The following is a 20877-nucleotide window of genomic DNA, read 5'->3' on the forward strand; positions in this document are numbered from 1 at the left end:
GTTGCTGCGCTGTAGTGCCGTGACGCCACGTGTAGAATCACTGACATGACTGAACGCACTCTGATTCTGATTAAGCCCGACGGCGTTAAGAACGGCCACGTGGGCGAAATTATCTCCCGCATCGAAAAGAAGGGTCTGAAGCTCGTGGAGCTGGACCTGCGTACCGCTGACCGCGAGACCGCGGAGAAGCACTACGCTGAGCACGCCGATAAGCCCTTCTTCGGCGAGCTGGTGGACTTCATCACCTCCGCTCCGCTGGTTGCCGGCATCGTTGAGGGCGAGTCTGCTATCGCCGCTTGGCGTCAGCTGGCCGGTGGCACCCACCCAGTGGAGAAGGCCACCCCGGGCACCATCCGCGGCGATTTCGCTCTGACCGTTGGCGAAAACGTTGTTCACGGCTCCGACTCCCCGGAGTCCGCGGAGCGCGAGATCGGCATCTGGTTCCCGAACCTGTAAACAGCTGGAAAAAACCGCGGGCGCAGCGCGTCCGCGGTTTTTGCATATCAGGGGCTTTGATGAAGGCGAGGCGCGGCTTAGCCTCCGTGCCGCTCCTGGAAGTCTTGGGAGCCTTCCTTTGTCAGCGTGACCCATTTCCTCGCCCCATCGGTAGAGCGCAACTCCCGGATTTTCACAGCTTTGCCCTGCTCTACTAGCTTGTCCAGAGCTTCGTTCGCACTGCGAGTGGTCCATCCGTACCGCGAAAGATCCTCCTTCAAGGTATCGCTCAGGATCTGCAGCCCGCCCGGGACACATCGGCGGCAGTAGAGGAATGCCTGTAGCCACTCGGTGGGGTCCTCAATTCGCATCTCTCGCCCCAGTTTTTCCGGGTCGGTGTAGCGAGTGGGGCGCCAGGCGTCAAGAGTAACGACCCAGTACATCAACCCAACGGTGATCAGCGCGGCAATAGCGGCGAAGCCCCACCTGCCCTGGCTGCTAAACATGCTTGCGACCTGCGATATGCCGAATACGAGCGCAAGCACTAGCACTAAACGGCCTTCTTCCTTCCAACTGAAGGGGGTGCGGGCGGCTTCGGCGTCTGACTTCATGGGGGAGTAGTCGTTGCCGCGCACGCCGCCCCGCCGCAGGTAACGCCACCACACGACGCCAGCCAGGACGGCGGCGACGAGGATCCCCAGCGCTGGCAATGGTCCGGTGATCGGTGCGCAGAGGATGAACATCATCAGTCCGAAAATCAGCGAAATCACAAACTGCGCGGCTTTGCTGGGGCGCATGCCGTTTTGGACATCGGTGAGCACTGTCTGATCGAAGGCGACGGAGGGCGACGATGGGTTGGGCATGGCGTTCAGCGTAACAGTCGCGCACTTGAACACAGCGTTGTCGGATGGGTTGTCGGATGGATTCGAGACGATGTGAGACAATGGGGTACAGATCGGGTGCCCACAACGACGATGCGGCATGGCGATCAGGAAAACTTTGAAGACTTTAAAAGGAGATTTCGTGGCGACCATCAGCCCGGAAATTGCAGCTCAGGCTGCGAAAATTGATCGAGACAGTGTGGGGGAGAAGATTCGCGTCCACACCGTTGCCAAGCAGTTGGGGATCCGCGCGACGGACTTCCTGGGTGTTCTGGCGGACCATGGCATTGAGGGGAAGAAGACGGCCTCGTCGCTGACTCAGGCGCAGGTCTTTTCTGTTTTGGACGCCCTCAGTGCCAGCTCCGAGCCATCTCAAGCAGACGAAAAGCCTGCGGAGGTAGAGGCTCCTGCGGCCGAGAAGCCGAAGAAGTCAGCTAAGAAGGCAGCGAAGAAGGCTACTAAGAAGTCTGCAAAGCAGACTGCGAAGAAGCGGACGAAGAAGTCCTCTGAGCCTGCTGAGCATGCCAAGCCCTCCAAGTCTGTCGAGCCTGCCGAGCAGAAAGAGCAGGTGGAGCAGGCTGTAGAGGATGCTACTGAGGTGGCTCCTGAAGCGGTTGCTGAGGAGACTTCTGAAAAGTCGGAGAAGAAGCCGGCCAAGCGAACCGCCAAGCGCTCTGTGAAGAAGACGGCGAAGCGCGCTGTAAAGAAGTCTGCCAAGAAGCCGCAGCAGGCTGAGGAACCAGAGCAGAAGCCGGAGAAGAAGTCGGAGCGGGCAGCAGCCCAGGTAGCGAAGCCTCAGGAAGAAAAGGCGCAGGAGGAGAAGGCACAGGAAGAAAATTCCGAGCAGAAGCCGGTGCGGCGCCGTCGAGTCCGCCGAGTCGTACGCCGCGTAGGAAGTGCGCGCCGGGCGGAGGAGCGGGCGTCAGAAGAGAAAGCCGAAGAGACCCCCGCGAAGAACATCGCGCCCGAGGATCTCCACCCGGCCGAGCGTGCCACCGAAGACCTGGTGGACGAGCCGGTGAAGATGAAGGGCTCAACCCGCCTCGAATCGCAGCGCCGCTGGCGAGCAAAGAACCGCGACAAGAACTACAAGGCCATCACCCGCGCCGAGTTCCTGGCCCGCCGCGAATCCGTGGAGCGCACGATGATCGTCCGTGACTCGGAGCGCACCGATCACAAGGGCATGATGACTCAGGTCGGCGTGGTAGAAGATGGTCAGCTGGTTGAACATTTCGTGGCGGATGCGACGCACCAGTCGCTGATTGGCAACGTGTACCTCGGCCGCGTGCAAAACGTGCTGGGCAGCATGGAGGCAGCCTTCGTGGACATCGGCACGGGCCGCAACGCCGTGCTGTACGCAGGCGAGATGGATTGGCGTTCGTCCCACCTGCACTCCAAGAGCCGCAAGATCGACCAGGCGCTGCGCCCGGGTGATCAGATCCTGGTGCAGGTGCTGAAGGACCCGATCGGACACAAGGGTGCGCGCCTGACCAACCGCATTAACTTTGCGGGCCGCTACCTGGTGTACTTCCCGGCGGGCACGACCGCCGGCATTTCCCGCAAGCTTCCCGCAGGCGAGCGCAAGCGTCTGAAGGACATCCTGGGTGAGGTCATCACCGGCGATGGCGGCGCGATCATCCGCACCGCTGCAGAGAATGCAACGGAAGAGCAGATCACTGAGGACGTGCAGCGCCTGGAGAAGCGTTGGCAGGAGATCCAGAAGCTCGAGAACAAGGAGCGCAACTCCAAGGGCTCCAAGCCGGTGACGCTCTACGAAGAGCCGAACATGCTGATCCAGGTCGTGCGTGATGTTTTCAACGCGGACTTCTCCGAGCTCATCATCGACGGCGATAAGTCCTGGCAGGCCGTGCGCGATTACCTGGGGCGCACCTCCCCGGAGCTGATGGACCGCGTACACAAGTGGAACCGCGGCAAGCACGACGGCCAGGATGCCTTCGCACCGTTGGACCTGGACCAGCAACTGGAAAAGGCTATGGCTCGCAAGGTGTGGCTGCCGTCGGGCGGTTACCTGATCATCGACCACACTGAGGCCATGACGGTCATCGACGTGAATACCGGTTCCTTTGTGGGTAGCGGTGGCAACCTCGAGGCCACGGTCACGGAGAACAACCTGGAGGCGGCCGAAGAGATCGTCCGCCAGCTGCGTCTGCGCGACATCGGTGGCATGATCGTCGTGGACTTCATCGACATGCTGCTGCAGCAGAACCAGGATCTGGTGCTGCGCCGCCTGTCGGAGTTCCTAGGCCGCGACCGCACGCGCCACAAGTTGGGTGAAGTGACCTCGCTGGGTCTGGTGCAGTTGACCCGCAAGCGATTGGGTACTGGTCTGCTGGAAACTTTCTCCACCCCATGTGAGGCTTGCGATGGACGCGGGTTCATCATGCATCCGGACCCGGTGGAGCAGAAGGACCCGGAGCCGCGACGCGACCACGGGCACCGCAAGGAGCGCCAGCAGGCTAAAAACCAGGGCAAGAACCAGCCCAAGGGGCAGTCCAAGGATCAGCCCAAGGGGCAGTCCAAGGGGCAGCTCAAGGAGCGAGGCCAGGGTAAGGCTCCGGAGCGTGGCCAGCGCGAGGATAAGCAGACCGAGCAGACCGAGCAGACTCAGCGGCCACAGTCTCTGCAGGGCACTCGCCGTCGCGTGCGCCGTGTGGTTCGTCGCGGTACCCCGCTCGCTGCCCAGGGATCCGAGCGGCAGGAGGAGCAGCCGGAACCAAAGCAGGAGCAGTCACAGAAGCGGGGAGGTAACGCTAAGGCGCGCAATCGTGCCAGCGACATCGAAGGCATCGTCGCCAGCGCCCGCAAGCGGTCCGCCCAGGAGGATCCGGACGAGCCTTCGGCAGCCGACAACGCAGAGCGGCCGGAGCAGAATAAGGTCGCGGCTAACAGGGTGCGCCGTCGCCGCCGCGTAGTGCGTTCGGCGCACACGAACGCGCGCAGTGCTCGTTCTTCTTCGGGGCGGGACGCCCACTCTTCCGCCGCCAACCAATCCAGTTACGAGGAAGCGAAGCGCAAGTTCGAGGAATCCCCACGCCGGAAGCGACAGACAAGAGGCAACTCTAAGTCTGATTTTGCCCCGCGACCGGAGGACTTCGGCGTCACAAACAATAGCGCCGAAAAGGGCGGTGAGAAGCCCCGTTCGCGTGGCCGTCGCCGGCGAGTGGTGCGCAAGACGAACTAGTTCCGAGCGAAAGCAAAGGGATTTGGTTTTTAGCCCCCTGACCGGGTAGTCTTAACCAGTCGCTGTTCGTTCCGCCGGTGACCAGCCTTAACGCGCGCGTCGCCGGGGACTGCGCGAGTGCACTAGCTTCTAGCAAGTTGTGCTCGCACAGTGTGCACAGAAGTGCCCCGGGCGCTTTTGGGGGAACGAACGCAGCTAAGCAAAAGTAACAGTCAGGATGCTTCCTTCCCGCAGGGGGCTGCCTGAGCCGATTAGAGAAATAAAGGGGTAGCCCTACATGTACGCGATCGTCAAGACCGGCGGAAAGCAGTACAAGGTTGCCGAAGGTGACCTCGTCAAGGTCGAGAAGATCGAGGGTGAGCCGGGTTCGTCCGTGGCTCTCACCCCGGTTCTCGTCGTCGATGGCGCAAACGTCACCACCGGTGACAAGCTGGCATCTGTCAACGTCAACGCTGAGATCGTTGAGCATGTTCGTGGACCGAAGATCCGCGGCATGCACTACCGCAACAAGACCGGTTACAAGCGCCGCTTCGGCCACCGTCAGAGCCTCACGGTTCTGAAGGTCACCGGTATCAAGTAAACTACCGAGACACTTCGATTTTCTTCCTTAAGGAGGGAGAGACTAATGGCACACAAGAAGGGTGCATCTAGCTCCAACAACGGCCGTGACTCCGAGTCCAAGCGTCTCGGTGTGAAGCGCTTCGGCGGCCAGCAGGTCAAGGCCGGCGAGATCCTGATCCGCCAGCGTGGCACCTCTTTCCACCCGGGTGAGAACGTTGGCCGTGGTGGCGACGACACTCTGTTCGCCCTGAAGGCCGGCGCCGTACAGTTCGCTACCAAGCGTCGTCGCCGCGTGGTGAACATCGTCGAGAACGAGGCAGTCGAGGCCTAAGCTCTCGCTAGCCTTCGCTAGCTCTTGGCATAGCTTCGGTTGAGCCCACGTAGAGCTTGAAAATCCAGTGGACGCACTAAGTGCGTGCACTGGGTTTTTGCGTTTCCATACTGTAATGAAATCCTTCATATTAGCCATGAAAATAGCCCCGGCGGAACCGGGGCTTGTCTTGGAGTAGTCAATGCTACTTAAGGCTCGGCGTTGACTCCTCGACAGGGCAGATCACTGGCGTGCCATCATCGTTAAGCACCTTCGCCCGCAGTCCGTAGACCTCGTCTAGCAGGCCAGGAGTCAGCACCTCGGAAGGTTGCCCCTGCGCCATTAGGCGCCCCCGGTGGAGCACAATAAGCTGATCACAGTATCGCGCCGCTAAGTTCAAGTCGTGAATCGCAATCAGCGCGATCGAATCCTTTTGGGATACCTCTTGGCGGATGAGCTGCAACAGTTCCACCTGGTGCCGCAGATCAAGGGCAGACGTCGGCTCGTCCAGAAGTAGCACCTCGGGCTCGCGCACCAGCATCTGTCCCACGGCGACCAGCTGTCGCTGCCCACCCGACAGCTCGTGAACATAACGCGAAGCCAGGTGTGTAATCCCCAGCCGCTCCAGCACTGCGGCCGCTTGTTCCTGTGCGGTTGCGGCCGCTGCCCGGCGTGTCGATCGTTTCGTCGCCACGAGGATCGATTCGAAGGCCGTCAGGGAAGCACTGGACAGCAGGTCTTGCGGAACATAGCCAATCGCGTCGCGCCGGTTAGTGCCGGATAGTTCCTCGCCGTTGCTGGTGACTCGGCAGGTGCCTGATGACGCCCGCTGTATCCCAGCAATCGTCTTCACCAGGGTGGACTTTCCCGCGGCATTGGGCCCCAACAGGCCGGTGATGGACCCCGGCTGAAAGCCGGAAGCGGATACTCCCTGCAGAACCGGATTCTTGCCGTAGCGGACGTGGATATCTTCGATAGTCAGCATGGGCTAGGACCCCCAGACCGTGCGTCGGCGGACGAACACCAGAATGAGGAAGAAAGGAACTCCCACCAAGGATGTGATGATGCCGATCGGCACCGCCACGCCAGGAACCGCAGTGATCGATACCGCGTGTGCAGCGGCCAGCAACAGAGCTCCGGCCGCCATGGATGCAGGGGCGAAGTAGCGCTGATCCTCGCCGACGAGCATGCGGGCGACGTGGGGGCCGACCAGGCCGATGAAGCCGATCACGCCCGCGAACGCTACCGCGCTGGCTGCCAGTAGGGAGGAGACTATGAGTGTGGTGACGCGCAAGCGCTGGACGTTGATTCCCAGCGCCGCCGCGCGATCATCGCCCAGTCGTAGGGCAGTGAGCTTCCACGAATTCAGGATGGTGAAAGGAATCGCGACTGCCAACGCACCGAAGATGATGGCGTTAGACGTCCAGTTCGCGCGCTGGAGCGAACCCATCGTCCAGAATACGATCTGCTGCAGTGCCTCGGTTGTCGCGCGGTATTGCATCAGGGAAAGCATTGCCTGGAACAAGAACACCAGCGCAATTCCGAGCAGAATCATAGATTCTGCGCTGGCACCGCGCCACAATGAAGCGCCCGCCACGATAAATACCGCCACTAGCGAGGCCACCCAAGCCACGGCTGCGAGGTTGAACTGCGGGTTAGCCAGCACCGTCCAGCCCAACACAATGGATGCGGCTCCGCCGAACGCCGCTGCTGCGGAGATGCCAAGGGTGAACGGTTCCGCTAGCGGGTTATCCAGGATGGTTTGCATGTGCGCCCCGGATAGGGAGAGCGAGGCGCCGATGAGAACGGCCATCACTGACGCAGGCAGGCGTAGGTTCCATAGGACGGTGTGGGTGGTCTCATCGACACCGTTGGGGTCGATGAGTGCCTTCCATAGTTCCATCAAGCTCAGGTCGATGGGGCCGACGATCGTGGCGACGGCGAAGGCTGCGAAAGCAGCGATGGATAGCGCGAAAATGGCGAGGATTTTCCGCCTGGCCTGGCGACGATACTGTTCGACGACTGCGCTGGCTCCGGCCGGAAGCGCAGCATCGTGAGCGTTGGATATCTCGCCTTCGTCCGTTGATGACTTGTCTGGGATTAAAAGGTGGGACATGGGGGTTACTTCTTGGGGTTAGCTTTTGGTGGAGGTGAAGAACGTTCCGGAGTACTCGAACGGCAGCCAGTTCGTGTGGAAGTCCGCGAAGTCCTTCTCTACGTCTAGTTCCTGGAACAGTTCGGGGTGCAGCCATTGTGCGAACTGCTCAAGGGCGAAAACGTTAAACGGGGAATCGTAGAACTGGTGGTAGACCGCGTGTAGCTTGCCCTCCTTGGGAGCATTCAACGAATTAAAACCAGGCGTGGCCAGCAGTCCCTTGAGGGTCTTCTCAGATACGTCGGGCTTGGCCGTGTAGCCGAGCTCCACGTGCGGCAGCACCTCGGGCTTTTCGGGATCCTTGGCCCATGCGCCGCCTGTGGCAATGATCTGCTCTGGCTGTTCGGCGAGGACCTTCTCTGCGGTGAGGTCCCCGGATTCCGTGTCCAGCAGGTCGTCGCCGATGTTCTTTCCTCCCGCAGCGTTGACCAGATCGCCGAGGTTGGAGTTCTTCACAGTGCCGCAGCAGTCCTTCATGCCCGCCGCGCGCCAGACCAGGGTCTTCGGCTTGTCTTTTGCCTTGTTTGCACGGTCGGTGACGTCCTTAACCTTGCCGGAGTAGAAGTCGTTGAACTCCTTGGCTTTATCTTCCTTGCCTAGCAGTTGACCGTAGAGGCTCATCGTCTTGGTGGTGTTCTCCAGCGGCTTTTGGCGGAAGTCACTGAATACGTACTTCAGTCCAGCCTGATCCATCTTGTCCAGTAGGCCGGATTCTTCGGCGGCCTTCTTGTGATCTAGGGAAAGTACGGTGACGTCCGGTTTGTGGGCAAGTAGGTTCTCTACGGTCACATCGCCCTTAGAAATGTTTCCAACGGTCGGGAGGTCGCTGTACTTTTTGTCCGCCTTGGAGAGTTTCTCTTCGAAGGTGGGAGCGGCGGAGTGCATGTCGGAGCCGATGGCCACGATGTGCTCCGTTGGGTTTTCCTTGTTCAAGATGGAGGTGGCGAATAGTCCGCGACCCTCTGCGAGGAGGATCTTCTCTGGGCGAGAGTCGAAGGTGACCTGCCGGCCGGTCACATCGGTGATGGTGATGGCGGAGCCGGACTTACTAGCGCCGGAAGCGTTGCCGTCGCTGGGGTTAGATGCGCCGCAGGCTGCGAGGCCGAGGGCAGTGGTTGCTGCTACGACGCCGATGCAGACTTTGCGAAGCGGAGAAAAACGCATTGTTCATCCTTACGTGAGGGGTGTGAGAGGCTGGGCCGAGCCCACTCTCATGCTTAGCTTAGCCTTACCAGTGGCAAGGGTAGGCTAACTATAGTTCACGTATGCCTATGGAGGAAACACAGGGTTCGGATTCTCCACCTTTTAGGCCGCTACCCCAAACACAGATAGACTCGGAGCTCGAAGTATTAATTGGGGCGAAAAGAAAGCAAGGGAAAGCTATGCCACAGTTCGTTGATCGCGTAGTGCTGCATCTGCAGGCCGGTGACGGCGGCCACGGCTGCGCCTCTGTTCACCGCGAGAAGTTCGTCCCCCTCGGTGGCCCCGACGGCGGTAACGGCGGCCACGGCGGAGACATCATCCTGGAAGTCTCCTCACAGGTGCACACCCTGTTGGACTTCCACTTCCACCCTCACATCAAGGCTCAGCGTGGCAACAACGGCGCTGGCGATCACCGACACGGCGCGCGCGGGGAAGACCTCGTACTCCAAGTGCCGGAGGGCACCGTGGTGCTTAACTCCAAGGGCGAGGCGATCGCCGACCTGACAGGCAAAGGCACGCGGATGATCGTCGCCGCGGGCGGACACGGTGGGTTGGGAAACGCAGCGTTGGCGTCCAAAAGCAGGAAGGCCCCGGGCTTCGCGCTACTGGGCGAACCTGGCGAGGCAAAAGACGTCATCCTCGAACTCAAGTCCATGGCAGACGTCGGACTGGTGGGCTTCCCGTCGGCAGGTAAGAGCTCGCTGATTTCCGTGCTGTCGGCCGCGAAGCCGAAGATCGCGGACTACCCGTTTACGACCCTGGTGCCGAACCTGGGTGTGGTCAACGTCGGCCACGAGGTGTTCACCGTCGCCGACGTGCCGGGCCTGATCCCCGGCGCCAGCGAAGGCAAAGGCCTGGGGTTGGACTTCCTGCGCCATATTGAGCGCACCGCCGTTTTGGCCCATGTTGTGGACGCCGCCTCGCTGGAGGCAGACCGCGATCCGGTCGCGGACATCAAGGCCCTGGAGAAGGAGCTGGCCAACTACCAGGAGGAGCTGGCGAGCGACTCCGGGCTGGGCGACCTACGCGAGCGCCCGCGCGTGATCATCCTGAACAAGATGGACGTGCCAGATGCTGCCGACATGGCCGACCTGCAGGAAGAAGAGCTCAAGGAGTTCGGCTGGCCGATCTTCCGCATCTCCACCGTGGCGCACAAGGGCTTGGACGAGCTGAAGTATGCGCTGCTGGACATCGTGAAGGCCCACCGCAAGGCCAATCCGGTGGAGGAGAAGCCCGCGCAGGTGATTACCCCGAAGGGGTTGCGCAAGCGCTCCGGCGGGCGTTTCGCCGACTTCGAGGTGGAAGCTGACCCCTCCGCCGGGGATGCCTTCATCGTCCACGGAGAGAAGATCGAACGCTGGATCCGCCAGACCGACTTCGAAAACGACGAGGCCGTGGGCTACCTGGCCGACCGTCTGGCGAAGGCCGGCGTGGAGGAAGCACTCTACAAGGCCGGCGCGGACGCGGGCAGCGAGGTAACGATCGGAGAGATCACCTTCGAGTGGGACCCGCAAACCGCTGCCGGTGTAGATGTGATGCGCAGCGGTCGTGGTTCTGACATCCGCCTGGAGCAGAACACCCGCGCCACACCGGAGGAACGCAAGCGCGCCTCGCAGGCCCGCCGCGGCCTGATCGACGAGAACGATTTCGGCGACGGGGAGGTCGCAGAGCGCGAACGCTGGCAGGGGTAGCCACGTTGAACCAATCTGCACAACCCCGGGAGCGGGGCTGGCATACTAGTGTGTATGTCATCCTCCGATTCCGACATTGCAGACGAAAAAGAGTTCAGTTCAGCCCAGTCCGCGTTTAGCTACGCAGGACCGGGGGAGATGACTCCCGAATTAGCCACGCCCGTGCCGACCTACGGGCAAAGGCCAGTGCACGAGCCGGGCCCAGTGGTGCCCGCGACGTCCATTGAATTCCCCGAGCCGGAGGCGGACGAAGACGATCCGGCGATGGGGCACGATTCCTCTGTCCGCGCCGACATCGCCCACGCTCGCCGCCTGGTGGTGAAGATCGGCTCTTCCTCCCTGACCGACGACGACGGCCGTGTGGATCCGAACCAGATCGACATGATCGCCGACGCGCTGGAGGCGCGCATGGCGCGCGACACCGACCTCATCGTCGTTTCCTCTGGTGCTGTGGCCTGTGGCATGGGGCCTCTGGAGCTCGCCCAGCGCCCCACCGACCTGGCTACCAAGCAGGCCGCCGCGTCTGTCGGCCAGGTGCTGTTGGCCCAGGAGTGGGCGCGTAGTTTCGCCCGTTACGGTCGCACTATCGGCCAGGTTCTTCTTACTGCTTCGGACGCCGCAGAGCGCGACCGCGCACGCAATGCCCAGCGCACCATTGACCGTTTGCGCCAGCTGAAGGCCGTGCCGATTGTCAACGAGAACGATACGGTCGCTACCTCTGAGATGCGCTTCGGTGATAACGACCGCCTGGCTGCTTTGGTGAGCCACCTGGCTTTCGCGGATGCCTGCGTGCTGCTGTCCGACGTGGACGGCCTGTACGACCGCAACCCGGCCGAGCCGGGCGCCCAGTTCATCGCCGAGGTGAAGAGTTCCAAGGACCTGAAGGGCGTGGCTGCTGGCGACGGTGGCCGCCTGGGCACCGGAGGCATGGCGGCGAAGGTATCGGCTGCCCGCCTGGCTTCCCGCGCGGGCGTGCCGGTGCTGCTGACTTCCACGGAGAACATCGGCGCGGCCCTGGATACCGCGGAGGTAGGAACCTGCTTCTGGCCGGATCAGGATCGCCTGAGCGCATGGAAGTTCTGGGTGCTGTACGCCGCAGATTCTTATGGCCAGCTGCACCTGGATGCCGGCGCGGTGCATGCAGTGACCGAGAATCACAAGTCCCTTCTGTCGGTGGGTATCACCAAGGTCGAGGGCGACTTCTCGCAGCGCGACGTGGTGGACCTGGTGGGGCCGGATGGCAACATCGTCGGCCGTGGTGAGGTGGCATACGATTCCGCCATGCTGCACGACCTGATTGGCCAGTCGACCTCCGACCTACCCGAGTTCGCCCGGAGGCCCGTGGTGCACGCCGACTACATGTCCCATTACGCTAACCGAGCGCAGCTAAAGGGTTAGTAGGGGTGTGATCCCTTGGCCCGGAGGGGCTGAAGCCGCGTTAGCTGCGCGGCGGTGCCGTTGTGTGGCGAAGCAAGCCCCTACATGGACTTCGCATTAAAGGAAAGGACGCCTGCGCTAAGAGCCGTCATTCCCAGGCAGTTGATCCAGAATTCTGATCCGAGGAAGTTCGCCTTAATGTGAGCGATGATTGCGGAAAGGAAATAGCCCAGTACACCTACTGAGACGGTTGTCGCGACTGAAGCGTTGCCGGTAGCCGCACCGTAAACCAGCCCTGTGGCTGCGAGAGACTTGATCGCGATCAGCGCCCACCACCAATCTTCGGGAAACTTAACGCCCTCCAGGCAACGGCGTATGAACTTAGGCGGCTTGACGGAGATCAATGCGTCACCGGCGAGAACGGCAGCCAAAAGGTAGCTGCCGCGTGTTGCTAGGGAACTCATTCGGATTCCTTTCTGCGAAAGTCGAAGATAAAGCAGTTCATGAAAATATGCTTCAACTTCGGGGAAGCGGTGCTTTAAGTCACACTACCCTCAAGGAACCGATGCTGCATTCAGGTTTCCAACAACGTGCCGCAGCTTAGGGGCTAGTTCGCTAGCATGGGTTGGTATGACAAACTCCAACGAAGCTAAAGAGAACACCCTTTCCCCAGAACGCCAGGCAGAACGCGACGAAGTTCTAGCCAAGGCTAAAAAGGCCAAGGAGGTCAGTTCCCAGCTGCTGCTGAACACCCAGCAGAAGAACGATCTGCTGGCTGACGCAGCAGATGCGCTGGAGGCTAATGCGGCGGACATTATCGCCGCCAACGAGAAGGATATTGCAGCGGGCAAGGAGCGCGGCTTCGCCGACTCCCTGTTGGACCGCCTTGCGCTGGATACCGAGCGCATTTCCGGTATTGCCGGCGGCCTGCGCCAGGTCATCGGGCTATCGGATCCGGTGGGCGAAATCGTCCGCGGACACACCCGTCCCAACGGTCTGCGTATGAAGCAGGTGCGTGTGCCGCTGGGTGTGATGGGCATGGTCTACGAGGCTCGCCCCAACGTTACCGTCGATGCTTTCGGCCTGGCCATCAAGTCCGGCAACGTGCCGCTGCTGCGCGGCTCCAAGTCTGCTCGCCATACCAATGAAAAACTGGTGCAGATCCTGCAGGATGTTGCCGAAAGCCACAACCTGCCGCGTGAGCTGGTGCAGCTGCTGCCGTGCGATACCCACGACTCGGTGCAGGACCTAATTACCGCCCGTGGCCTGGTGGATCTGGTTATCCCGCGCGGCGGCGCTGGGCTGATCAACGCAGTGGTGCTGGGTGCTACCGTGCCCACTATCGAGACCGGTACGGGCAACTGCCACTTCTACATTGACTCCTCTGCGGACATCGAGGAAGCCACCAAGCTGGTTATTAACGGCAAGACCCGCCGTTGCTCCGTCTGCAACGCTACCGAGGTTGTGCTGCTGGATTCCGCCCTGCCGGACCCGGACAAGATCTACGTACTGGAGGAGCTGCAGAAGGCCGGCGTGACCCTGCACGGTGAGAAGAAGCAGCTGGATCCGCTGATCAACGACGTCGTCCAGGCGGAGGAAACCGACTGGACCGACGAGTACCTGAGCTTTGACATTGCAGTGGCCATCGTCGACGGCGTGGAGGAAGCCGTGACCCACATCAACCGTTACGGCACCAGCCACACCGAGGGGATTGCCGCCCGCGACTACAAGACCACTAGCTACTTTGAGCAGTACGTCGACGCAGCCGCAATCTCCATCAACACCTCTACCGCCTGGACGGACGGAGAGATGTTCGGCTTCGGTGCGGAGATCGGCATCTCCACCCAGAAGCTGCACGCCCGCGGCCCGATGGGGCTGCCGGAGCTGACGAGCACCAAGTGGGTTATCAACGGCGAAGGCCAGGTTCGCCCCTAAGTGTGGCGCTGGCGCTCACTTCTCCGGTTGATAAATGGGCGTCATAAAGAAAGAACAGCTACACCACGAGCGTAAGGCTCGCGCCGACTGCCAGGACCAGACACATCGGTATCTCCCACATGCCGACCTTCTTGGGCGTCCACTCGCGGGGGTTAGCCTTGGCGATCGGTGGGATCAGCTTGGCGCGCAGGGCAGCGGCGGCCATCACCAGGATCATTAGCGGGCCGCTGGCGGTGTAACCACCGTCGATAGCGGCCGTTAGCGAGGTGATGAGCGTGATCAACAACGCGATGCGGTGGTAACGCAGCGAAACCCGCTCGAAGGGCGCGTTATCCCTCTCGCGGATAATGGTCTTCACGTAGAAAATCGTGCCCGTGAAGTACAAGCCGATGACCAGTGTGGTTACCCAAACGGCGACGGGGGCCTCGCTGAAGAACCACGGCAGGATGGAGAAACCGCTGGCAGAGACCGCGACGATGTACATGAGGGCACTTGCCACCGTGGTGGAGATACCGGAGATGAGGCTACGGGGGCGCCTCCTGAAGACCTCCATCAGAGCCACCGCGATCAGTGGCACAAACGGCACGCACCACCACAGCAATCGCGGCTGCAGATACAGCACAATCGCGGAGAATATGGCGGTTAGAGCCCCGTACGTCAGCGTGGGCCAGAGGTAAGCGCGACGGCGGGCGGGTGCGCGGGTTTTGAACCACAGGCCGAAGGCGAAGAACGTGAAGTAGCCGAAAATCCAGGCCAGAGGCATGAAGGTCAGCGCCAACCACTGCACCGGATTGCCGTAGGACGGAGCGATAACAGCGGCGGTGATCAGCCCCGTGGCGATCGGCAAAATGAGCATCGCCCATGCACCGTGCTGATTTGGGACCCAAGCGTTCGTACTCATCGCTAGATCGGACACTCCCTGCTGTTTCACCTATAATTTGGGCGATCGAACGCCCACACATCCCCAGACTAGAATCTTCCGGCAGGAAACATAAAGCCCCGGGCGGCCGGAAGCGCGGCCCGGAAGAAGAGAAGGCAGAAGCAACAGTGCAGAAGACCACCACACAGCCCACCCGGGTCGGCATCATGGGCGGCACCTTCGATCCCATCCACAACGGGCACCTGGTGGCCGGCAGCGAGGTTGCGGACCTGTTTGACCTGGATGTGGTGATCTACGTGCCCACCGGCCAGCCGTGGCAGAAGAAGCACAAGAAGGTTTCCGCAGCGGAGGATCGCTACCTGATGACGGTGGTCGCCACGGCCTCGAACCCCCGCTTCCTGGTCTCTCGGGTGGATATCGACCGCGGTGGGGATACGTACACCGTGGATACCCTGGCGGACATCCGCGCCCAATACCCCGAGGCCGAGCTGTTCTTCATCACTGGCGCCGACGCGCTGCAGAAGATTGTGACGTGGCGGGACTGGGAGAAGATCTTCGACCTGGCGCACTTCGTGGGTGTTACCCGCCCCGGCTATGAACTGCCGAAGGGCGACGAGGGCAGCGACGATCCGCTATCGCAGGAAGTCGCAGCCGGGCGCCTGTCCTTGGTGGAGATCCCCGCCATGGCCATTAGTTCCACCGACGTGCGCGAGCGGGCGACGAATGGCCGCCCCGTGTGGTACCTGGTGCCCGACGGCGTGGTGCAGTACATCGCCAAGCACGGCATGTACGTTCCCAGCGAATAGCTGGTGGGTTGCTAGACTGGATGTGTTTTAAACCAATCATGAAGGGCTGAAATTTTTTGACTGCTACTGCAGATTCGATCGCGCTCGCCGGAGTGGCGGCGCGCGCAGCGGCCGAGAAGTTGGGGGAGGACATTCTGGTCCTCGATGTCTCGGACCGTTTGGCCATTACGGACGTGTTCGTCATCGTCAGCGGCGATAACGAGCGCATGGTGAACTCCATCGTCGACGAGGTGGAATACGAGGTGGGCCAGGACGGCCCCAAGCCAACCCGCCGTGAGGGGCGCGGCGAGGGCCACTGGGTGCTGCTGGACTACGGCAACGTTGTGGTGCACGTCCAGCGCAAGGAAGAGCGCGAGTTCTACGCGCTAGACCGCCTGTGGCGCGATGCTCCGCAGATCGAGGTCGAGGGCGTGGAGCAGGTGGACCGCGGAAGCAACTGGGATGCCGATGCAGAAGTGGACGTTCTGGAGGCCACCAGCATTGACGACCTGCCGCTGGCCGGACCCGCCCCGGATGCGGACGAGCTGTAGAAGCTGATAAGTCTTCACCATGGGCGAGCGCAGGGTCTTTTTGGTCCGTCACGGACAGACGGAGTACAACGCCACGGGGCGTATGCAGGGACAGCTGGATACTGACCTGTCCCCGGTGGGCGTGCAGCAGGCCAAGGTCACCGCGCAGATGCTGGGGGATAAGCGCATCGCGCGGGTGATCGCCAGCGACCTGAAGCGCGCCTACGATACGGCGCTGATCTTGGCCGAGCCCTTCGGCTGCGAGGTGACGACCGATACCCGCCTGCGGGAGACGGATCTGGGGCAGTGGCAGGGGGCCTCGCGCGAAGAGGTGGACCGCGACTTCCCCGGCCAGCGTGCGTATTGGCGCCACGATCCGCAGTGGGCTCCGCCGGGCGGAGAGACGCGCCTGGAGGTTGCCGAGCGCGCCTACTCTGTGATCGAGGAGATCATGGCTACCGATGTCTTCGACAAGGGCGACGTGATGATCGTCGCCCACGGCGGCACGATCGGTGCTCTTACCGCCCGCCTGCTGGACCTGCCGGTGCGCTACTACCCGGTGTTCACCGGCCTGGGTAATGCCTGCTGGTCGCAGCTGTTGGCCCGCCCACGCTTTACTGGTGAGGCGGCCGGCACCACCCCGGTGGCGGTCGACGGAAGCACGGTGCCACTGGTGCCTTCCAGCCGCGCCGACTGGTGGAAGCTGCCGCAGTGGCACCTGGAGGGCTGGAACTTGGGCGTGGCCACCGACGCAAGCCCGGACGAGGGTGCCCTTCCAGGTGCTGCCCCTAGCTCTTTGGGTAATGACGCCACCCGCTCCAACCCGCACAACCCCAGCGAAGGTAGGTAGGTAGTGACTGTCCAGATTGTCACCGATTCCTCCTGCTGCCTGACGAAGGAGCTTGCGGAGAAGGCCGGCATCACTGTGCTGGACTTGCACGTGGAGGGCGAAGGGGAAGAACAGACAACCTCGAGCCTGAGCAGCCTGGAGTTGACCGCGAGCTACGCCCGCCTGATGGAACGCGGTGGGGATGCGGGTGTGGTGGCACTGCACCTTTCCAAGCAGCTGTCCGCGACCTATGCCAATGCGTGCGTGGCGGCGGGAGTGTTCGACGGCCAGGTGAAAGTTCTGGATACCAAGAGCATCGGCATGGTGCTGGGCTTCGCTGCGCTGAGCGCCGCCGAGGCCGCGCGCGAAGGTGCGGACCTGGACACCGTGGTGGCGGTGGCGGAGGAGTCGCTGAAGAACTCCTCCCTGTGGTTGTACGTCCACCAGCTGGATGTGCTGCGCAAGGGCGGGCGCCTGTCGGTGGGGCAGGCGCTGCTGACCTCCACGCTGGCGATCAAGCCGATTCTGCAGGTGACTGAGGGCAAGCTGACATTGGCGGCGAAGACCCGCACCCAGGCCAAGGCGATGGATCGCGTGGTGGACCTGGTGCGCCGCCTGGTGATCGACGAGGCCGTGGCGGGCAAGGGCAACCCGCGGGACGTGCAGATTGCCGTGCACCACAGCGATGCCGAGGACCAGGCAGTGGATCTATCGGCGCGGCTGGGGGAGATGATTGAGCAGCTGAACCAGCTGGAGGCCCCAACCGATCTGCCGGAGCCGCGCCCGCACTCGCTGCGCAGGCAGGTTCGGATAGAGACCTGGAAGTCCTTGCCGCAGGTAGAGGTCAGTATTGTGAGAATCCCGGAGGTCCTGCAGCTGCACGTGGGGCAGGGGGCACTGGGCGTGGTGGCGACGCTGCGAGGTACGGCGGAGAATGTCGAGGCGACCGACACAGAAGCAGACGATTCTGCCGAGGCAGTGGCAGATAAGTCCGCCGAGACTGCAGAGGCGCCGGAGGCGCCCGAGGCGAACGGCGAGAAGGCCGAGGATAACAGCGCAGAGAGCAGCGACACCGAGTAGCTCAGGAGAGACTACAGGGAGCTTCTACTCGCGGGTTATCCACAGGGGAGGAGTTTTCCACAGCCTCCTGGGGTTTTGACGTGCCGTTTGCGGTGCCTGACGGCTGGCGGTCTATAGGGCATGGTCTGATCGGCGCATGTCCACACGACGTATGCGGCAGAGTTCTGCCGACAAGGTTCGCGCCCGCGCCGAAGCCTTAGCCCAGCCCATGCCGGAGCATGAGCTCGCCAACGTTGACCTAGACACGCACACGGTCATAGGCAGCACGGCATCCAGGGGGCTTATCGTCACGGTGGTCGTGGCGGTCCTCATCAGCGTCACGTTCTTCGCCTGCCAACGGCAAGATTCGGATGACGGGGCGGGAGTAGGCGGCGCCGATATACGGGCGACCACTGGCGAGCCCGGGGTACCTGGTGGCACCACTGAAACAGGTGCGGGTGGTGCCGCGACGGCAGACGGGACGGGGTTGGCCCCGGCGGGGGATGGCGGCCAGGCAATCGAGCAGGACGATAACCAGGAAGTCGTGGTGAGTGTGCAGGGGATGGTGCATCACCCCGGGCTGCTTCGGGTGCAGGCGAGCACCCGGGTGGGCGAGGCCATAGAAGCCGCAGGCGGCGGTTTGCCTAAGGCGGTCGTGTTGGGCATCAATCTGGCGGAGCCGGTCAGCGATGGCATGCAGATCGTGGTGGATGATCGTGGCTCGCGCGTGGTGTACGCCGGTGGAGCGCAAGCCGCGCCGGGTGGAGCCGGAGGCGCAGGTGCGGACGGGACGAAACCTGGTGGGGCAGGCAGCGGGTCAGCAGCGCAGGGAGGTAAAGCCGACGGCGCAGACGGCAAAGTGAACCTCAACACCGCCGACGCCGCGCAGCTGGAGACCATCAGCGGCATTGGCCCCGCCACCGCCGAGGCCATCATCGCTTGGCGAGAATCCAACGGCTCCTTCACCAGCATCGAGCAGCTCCTGGACGTCCGCGGCATCGGCCCGGCGAAGTTCGAGGCGATGCGCGATGCCGTCACTATCTAGCTCGCTGGCGTTGGGCGCGCCGGAGCCGTTCAGTCCAGAGGCCGTTACCAAAGCCCGCGGTGTTGATCTGCGGCTCGTCCCCGTCGCGCTTGGCTGCTGGCTCATGGCCGCCGCGATCATCCTCACCCGCAGCTTCTGGCCACTTGTCGTAGGAGGACTCATCACGCTCGCCAGCGTTGCGTGGTGGTGGCACTCCCGCCGCAGTTACGGAGCCCCGTGGCGCCGCCTCCTCGCGCGCAGCGTTGCGACTGTCGGGGCCGTCGCCAGCGCGGTGGGCCTGGGCACGTGGTGGCGGATCTTACTTATTGACGCCCAGCCGCTGCTGCAGGACCTCTCCACTACAGCGGGCAGTGTGCAGCAGCGGGTAACGGTGGCGGGCTTGCCGAAACAGGTCGCTGAGGGGACGGTGCTGGTCCCCGTGGACGTCGACGGCCTGGGGGAGGTGCCACTCTTTCTGCGCCCCGATTTGGCCGGAACCGAAGCCGGAGCCGGTGCCACAGACGCAGGCGCAGTCGGCGCTGGCGGTGATGCGGTCCGTGCAGTGGACGCAAGCGATTTCACGGCTCTCCAACCCGGCATGAGCTTCGACATTGCCGCCACCATGCGCCCCGCCCGCGGGGCAGAGATGGTTCCCGTCACCCTGTCCGCCACCCGGGCGCCGGAGAACATCACCGAGCCGGAGGGCATATGGGGCGTCACCGCTTGGCTGCGCGGAGGCTTCCACGCGCTGTGCACTGACCTGCCGTGGGAAGCCGGGAAGATCCTGCCCGGCATGGTGATGGGGGACGTCAGCATGCAGGATTCCACCCTGCGCAACCAGTTCACCGTCACTGGGCTAAGCCACCTCAGCGCGGTCTCGGGCTCCAATGTCGCGGTAGTCACTGGAGCCGCGTTGGTGCTGGCCACGGCCTGCCGGGCGGGGCGCCTCACCCAGCTGCTGGTGGCAGCCGGCGCCCTGGTGGCCTTCGTGCTGCTGGTCGGCCCGGAACCCAGTGTGCTGCGCGCGGCGATCATGGGCAGCGTCGGCCTGGTGGCAGTGGCCTCTGCCCGCTGGACGGACATCATCGCCTCCTTGAGTGCGGCCATCATCGCGCTGATGGTGCTTTCCCCGGGCATGGCCATTAGCTACGCCTTCGTGCTCTCGGTGGCGGCAACGGCGGGCATCGTGGGGGTGCTTCCCTGGTGGTCGAAAGCCGTGCTGGCGAGGATGCCGCTGTTTCCCTGGCTGCCCGTGCACGAGCGGCCCACCCAGCTGCAGGCGATGGTGGTGCGCATGGTTCTGGTGGCTATCGCAGCGGACCTGGTGACCATTCCGATCATTGTTCATATGACGGGGAAAGTCTCCCTGGTCGCGGTCCTCTGCAACCTGGCGGTGACGGCGGTGGTTCCAGTGATCACCGTACTGGGGCTCATGGCAGCACTGCTGGCGGCGATCTATCCACCGGTGACGATGCTGCTGGCCAAGCTCATCGTCGCCCCCGCGGTGCCATGCGCGGCATGGGTGCTGCAGGTGGCCCGCACGGGGTCTAGCGCGCCTATGCTTGCCACCCCAGGCGGATGGGCATGGGCGGGCATCGCCAGCGCACTGCTGGCGGTAGTGCTGGCGAGCGTGCGCTACGCCAGCTACTGGCGCACCCTCCGGTGGGGCTGGGCCACGCTTATGTGCGGGGTGCTGATGATAGGGGTGTGGGGACGAGGGGGCGTCATAAAACTAGAAAAACCAGACGCGCCCGCAGCAATCCAGACAGGGCCGGTGGACCTTACCGGCAAGGCAGTGTTTCAGGTTCGAGACGATGACCAGGCGATGCGGCAACAGCAACAGATCGACACATCCGTGGCGGAGAAAGGGGGAACGCAACAGGTGGCGGTGATTGTGACGCAGTGCGGGAAACCCCACGACAGACCCAGCTTTATGCCCAACGGGGTGCCCGTGTACTACCCGTGCAAGGACAAGGTGGAGATCCGTTAGAAGTCGCGCGCGCAGATCTGGCAAGATCGA

At 62.7% G+C, this 20877-nt stretch carries 19 protein-coding genes; 13 read left to right on the forward strand and 6 right to left on the reverse strand.

What is annotated here, in order from left to right:
- Positions 1 to 45 precede the first annotated feature (45 nt).
- The gene (ndk, locus tag MHX66_RS05710; RefSeq protein ID WP_034973318.1) at positions 46 to 456 is read left to right on the forward strand and encodes a nucleoside-diphosphate kinase; all 411 of its coding nucleotides are present in this window, start codon (positions 46 to 48) and stop codon (positions 454 to 456) included.
- Between the two features lie 77 nt (positions 457 to 533).
- Here the strand turns inward: ndk and MHX66_RS05715 are convergent, their stop codons facing one another.
- A complete protein-coding gene (locus MHX66_RS05715) occupies positions 534 to 1298 on the reverse strand; it encodes a hypothetical protein (RefSeq protein WP_239201072.1) in 765 nt (254 codons plus the stop codon).
- 160 nt (positions 1299 to 1458) lie between these two features.
- Between MHX66_RS05715 and MHX66_RS05720 the strand changes: the two genes are divergently transcribed.
- From MHX66_RS05720 to rpmA, 3 genes are all read left to right on the forward strand, one after another.
- Complete coding sequence (locus MHX66_RS05720) at positions 1459 to 4518, forward strand: Rne/Rng family ribonuclease (protein ID WP_239201077.1); 3060 nt, start codon at positions 1459 to 1461, stop codon at positions 4516 to 4518.
- 277 nt (positions 4519 to 4795) lie between these two features.
- Positions 4796 to 5098, forward strand: a complete 303-nt coding sequence (gene rplU / locus MHX66_RS05725; protein WP_005296481.1) for a 50S ribosomal protein L21 — start codon at positions 4796 to 4798, stop codon at positions 5096 to 5098.
- 45 nt (positions 5099 to 5143) lie between these two features.
- A complete protein-coding gene (gene rpmA, locus MHX66_RS05730) occupies positions 5144 to 5410 on the forward strand; it encodes a 50S ribosomal protein L27 (protein ID WP_005296479.1) in 267 nt (88 codons plus the stop codon).
- A 184-nt stretch (positions 5411 to 5594) separates the two neighbouring features.
- Here the strand turns inward: rpmA and MHX66_RS05735 are convergent, their stop codons facing one another.
- The 3 genes from MHX66_RS05735 to MHX66_RS05745 are packed head-to-tail and all read right to left on the reverse strand — an operon-like array spanning position 5595 to position 8708.
- A complete protein-coding gene (locus tag MHX66_RS05735) occupies positions 5595 to 6374 on the reverse strand; it encodes an ABC transporter ATP-binding protein (RefSeq protein ID WP_239201078.1) in 780 nt (259 codons plus the stop codon).
- A gap of 3 nt (positions 6375 to 6377) precedes the next feature.
- On the reverse strand, positions 6378 to 7505 hold the full coding sequence (locus tag MHX66_RS05740) for an iron ABC transporter permease (protein WP_239201080.1): 1128 nt from the start codon (positions 7503 to 7505) through the stop codon (positions 6378 to 6380).
- Positions 7506 to 7523: 18 nt separating this feature from the next.
- Positions 7524 to 8708 carry an ABC transporter substrate-binding protein gene (locus tag MHX66_RS05745; RefSeq protein WP_239201082.1) on the reverse strand — a complete coding sequence of 395 codons (1185 nt, stop codon included), beginning with the start codon at positions 8706 to 8708 and terminating at the stop codon, positions 7524 to 7526.
- A 218-nt stretch (positions 8709 to 8926) separates the two neighbouring features.
- Here MHX66_RS05745 and obgE point away from each other — a divergent pair, with 218 nt between their 5' ends.
- Both obgE and proB read left to right on the forward strand, forming a co-directional pair.
- Positions 8927 to 10438 carry a GTPase ObgE gene (gene obgE, locus MHX66_RS05750; RefSeq protein WP_239201084.1) on the forward strand — a complete coding sequence of 504 codons (1512 nt, stop codon included), beginning with the start codon at positions 8927 to 8929 and terminating at the stop codon, positions 10436 to 10438.
- A 138-nt stretch (positions 10439 to 10576) separates the two neighbouring features.
- Complete coding sequence (gene proB / locus MHX66_RS05755) at positions 10577 to 11836, forward strand: glutamate 5-kinase (protein ID WP_370646280.1); 1260 nt, start codon at positions 10577 to 10579, stop codon at positions 11834 to 11836.
- An 80-nt stretch (positions 11837 to 11916) separates the two neighbouring features.
- Here the strand turns inward: proB and MHX66_RS05760 are convergent, their stop codons facing one another.
- Positions 11917 to 12279, reverse strand: a complete 363-nt coding sequence (locus MHX66_RS05760; RefSeq protein WP_239201097.1) for a DoxX family protein — start codon at positions 12277 to 12279, stop codon at positions 11917 to 11919.
- 166 nt (positions 12280 to 12445) lie between these two features.
- On the opposite strand from MHX66_RS05760, the gene MHX66_RS05765 reads away from it, so the two are divergent.
- Positions 12446 to 13750 (forward strand): glutamate-5-semialdehyde dehydrogenase, encoded by a 1305-nt coding sequence (locus tag MHX66_RS05765; protein WP_239201098.1) that lies wholly within the window; start codon positions 12446 to 12448, stop codon positions 13748 to 13750.
- 58 nt (positions 13751 to 13808) lie between these two features.
- Here MHX66_RS05765 and MHX66_RS05770 read toward each other — a convergent pair whose 3' ends face one another.
- Positions 13809 to 14651, reverse strand: a complete 843-nt coding sequence (locus MHX66_RS05770) for a YwiC-like family protein (protein WP_239201099.1) — start codon at positions 14649 to 14651, stop codon at positions 13809 to 13811.
- 146 nt (positions 14652 to 14797) lie between these two features.
- On the opposite strand from MHX66_RS05770, the gene nadD reads away from it, so the two are divergent.
- The 6 genes from nadD (at position 14798) to MHX66_RS05800 (ending at position 20847) form a co-directional block, all read left to right on the forward strand.
- Positions 14798 to 15436, forward strand: coding sequence for a nicotinate-nucleotide adenylyltransferase (gene nadD, locus MHX66_RS05775; RefSeq protein WP_347934549.1), 639 nt, complete (start codon positions 14798 to 14800; stop codon positions 15434 to 15436).
- 56 nt (positions 15437 to 15492) lie between these two features.
- Complete coding sequence (gene rsfS, locus MHX66_RS05780) at positions 15493 to 15966, forward strand: ribosome silencing factor (protein WP_005296457.1); 474 nt, start codon at positions 15493 to 15495, stop codon at positions 15964 to 15966.
- A 19-nt stretch (positions 15967 to 15985) separates the two neighbouring features.
- Positions 15986 to 16795 carry a histidine phosphatase family protein gene (locus MHX66_RS05785; protein ID WP_239201100.1) on the forward strand — a complete coding sequence of 270 codons (810 nt, stop codon included), beginning with the start codon at positions 15986 to 15988 and terminating at the stop codon, positions 16793 to 16795.
- A gap of 3 nt (positions 16796 to 16798) precedes the next feature.
- A complete protein-coding gene (locus MHX66_RS05790; protein WP_239201101.1) occupies positions 16799 to 17854 on the forward strand; it encodes a DegV family protein in 1056 nt (351 codons plus the stop codon).
- Positions 17855 to 17990: 136 nt separating this feature from the next.
- A complete protein-coding gene (locus MHX66_RS05795) occupies positions 17991 to 18878 on the forward strand; it encodes a ComEA family DNA-binding protein (RefSeq protein WP_239201102.1) in 888 nt (295 codons plus the stop codon).
- Positions 18862 to 20847 carry a ComEC/Rec2 family competence protein gene (locus MHX66_RS05800; RefSeq protein WP_239201103.1) on the forward strand — a complete coding sequence of 662 codons (1986 nt, stop codon included), beginning with the start codon at positions 18862 to 18864 and terminating at the stop codon, positions 20845 to 20847. The genes MHX66_RS05795 and MHX66_RS05800 overlap by 17 nt, the downstream gene beginning before the upstream one ends.
- The last annotated feature ends 30 nt before the right edge of the window (positions 20848 to 20877 follow it).

The sequence above is a fragment of the Corynebacterium sp. ACRPH genome (assembly GCF_022347285.1).
GTDB lineage: Bacteria > Actinomycetota > Actinomycetes > Mycobacteriales > Mycobacteriaceae > Corynebacterium.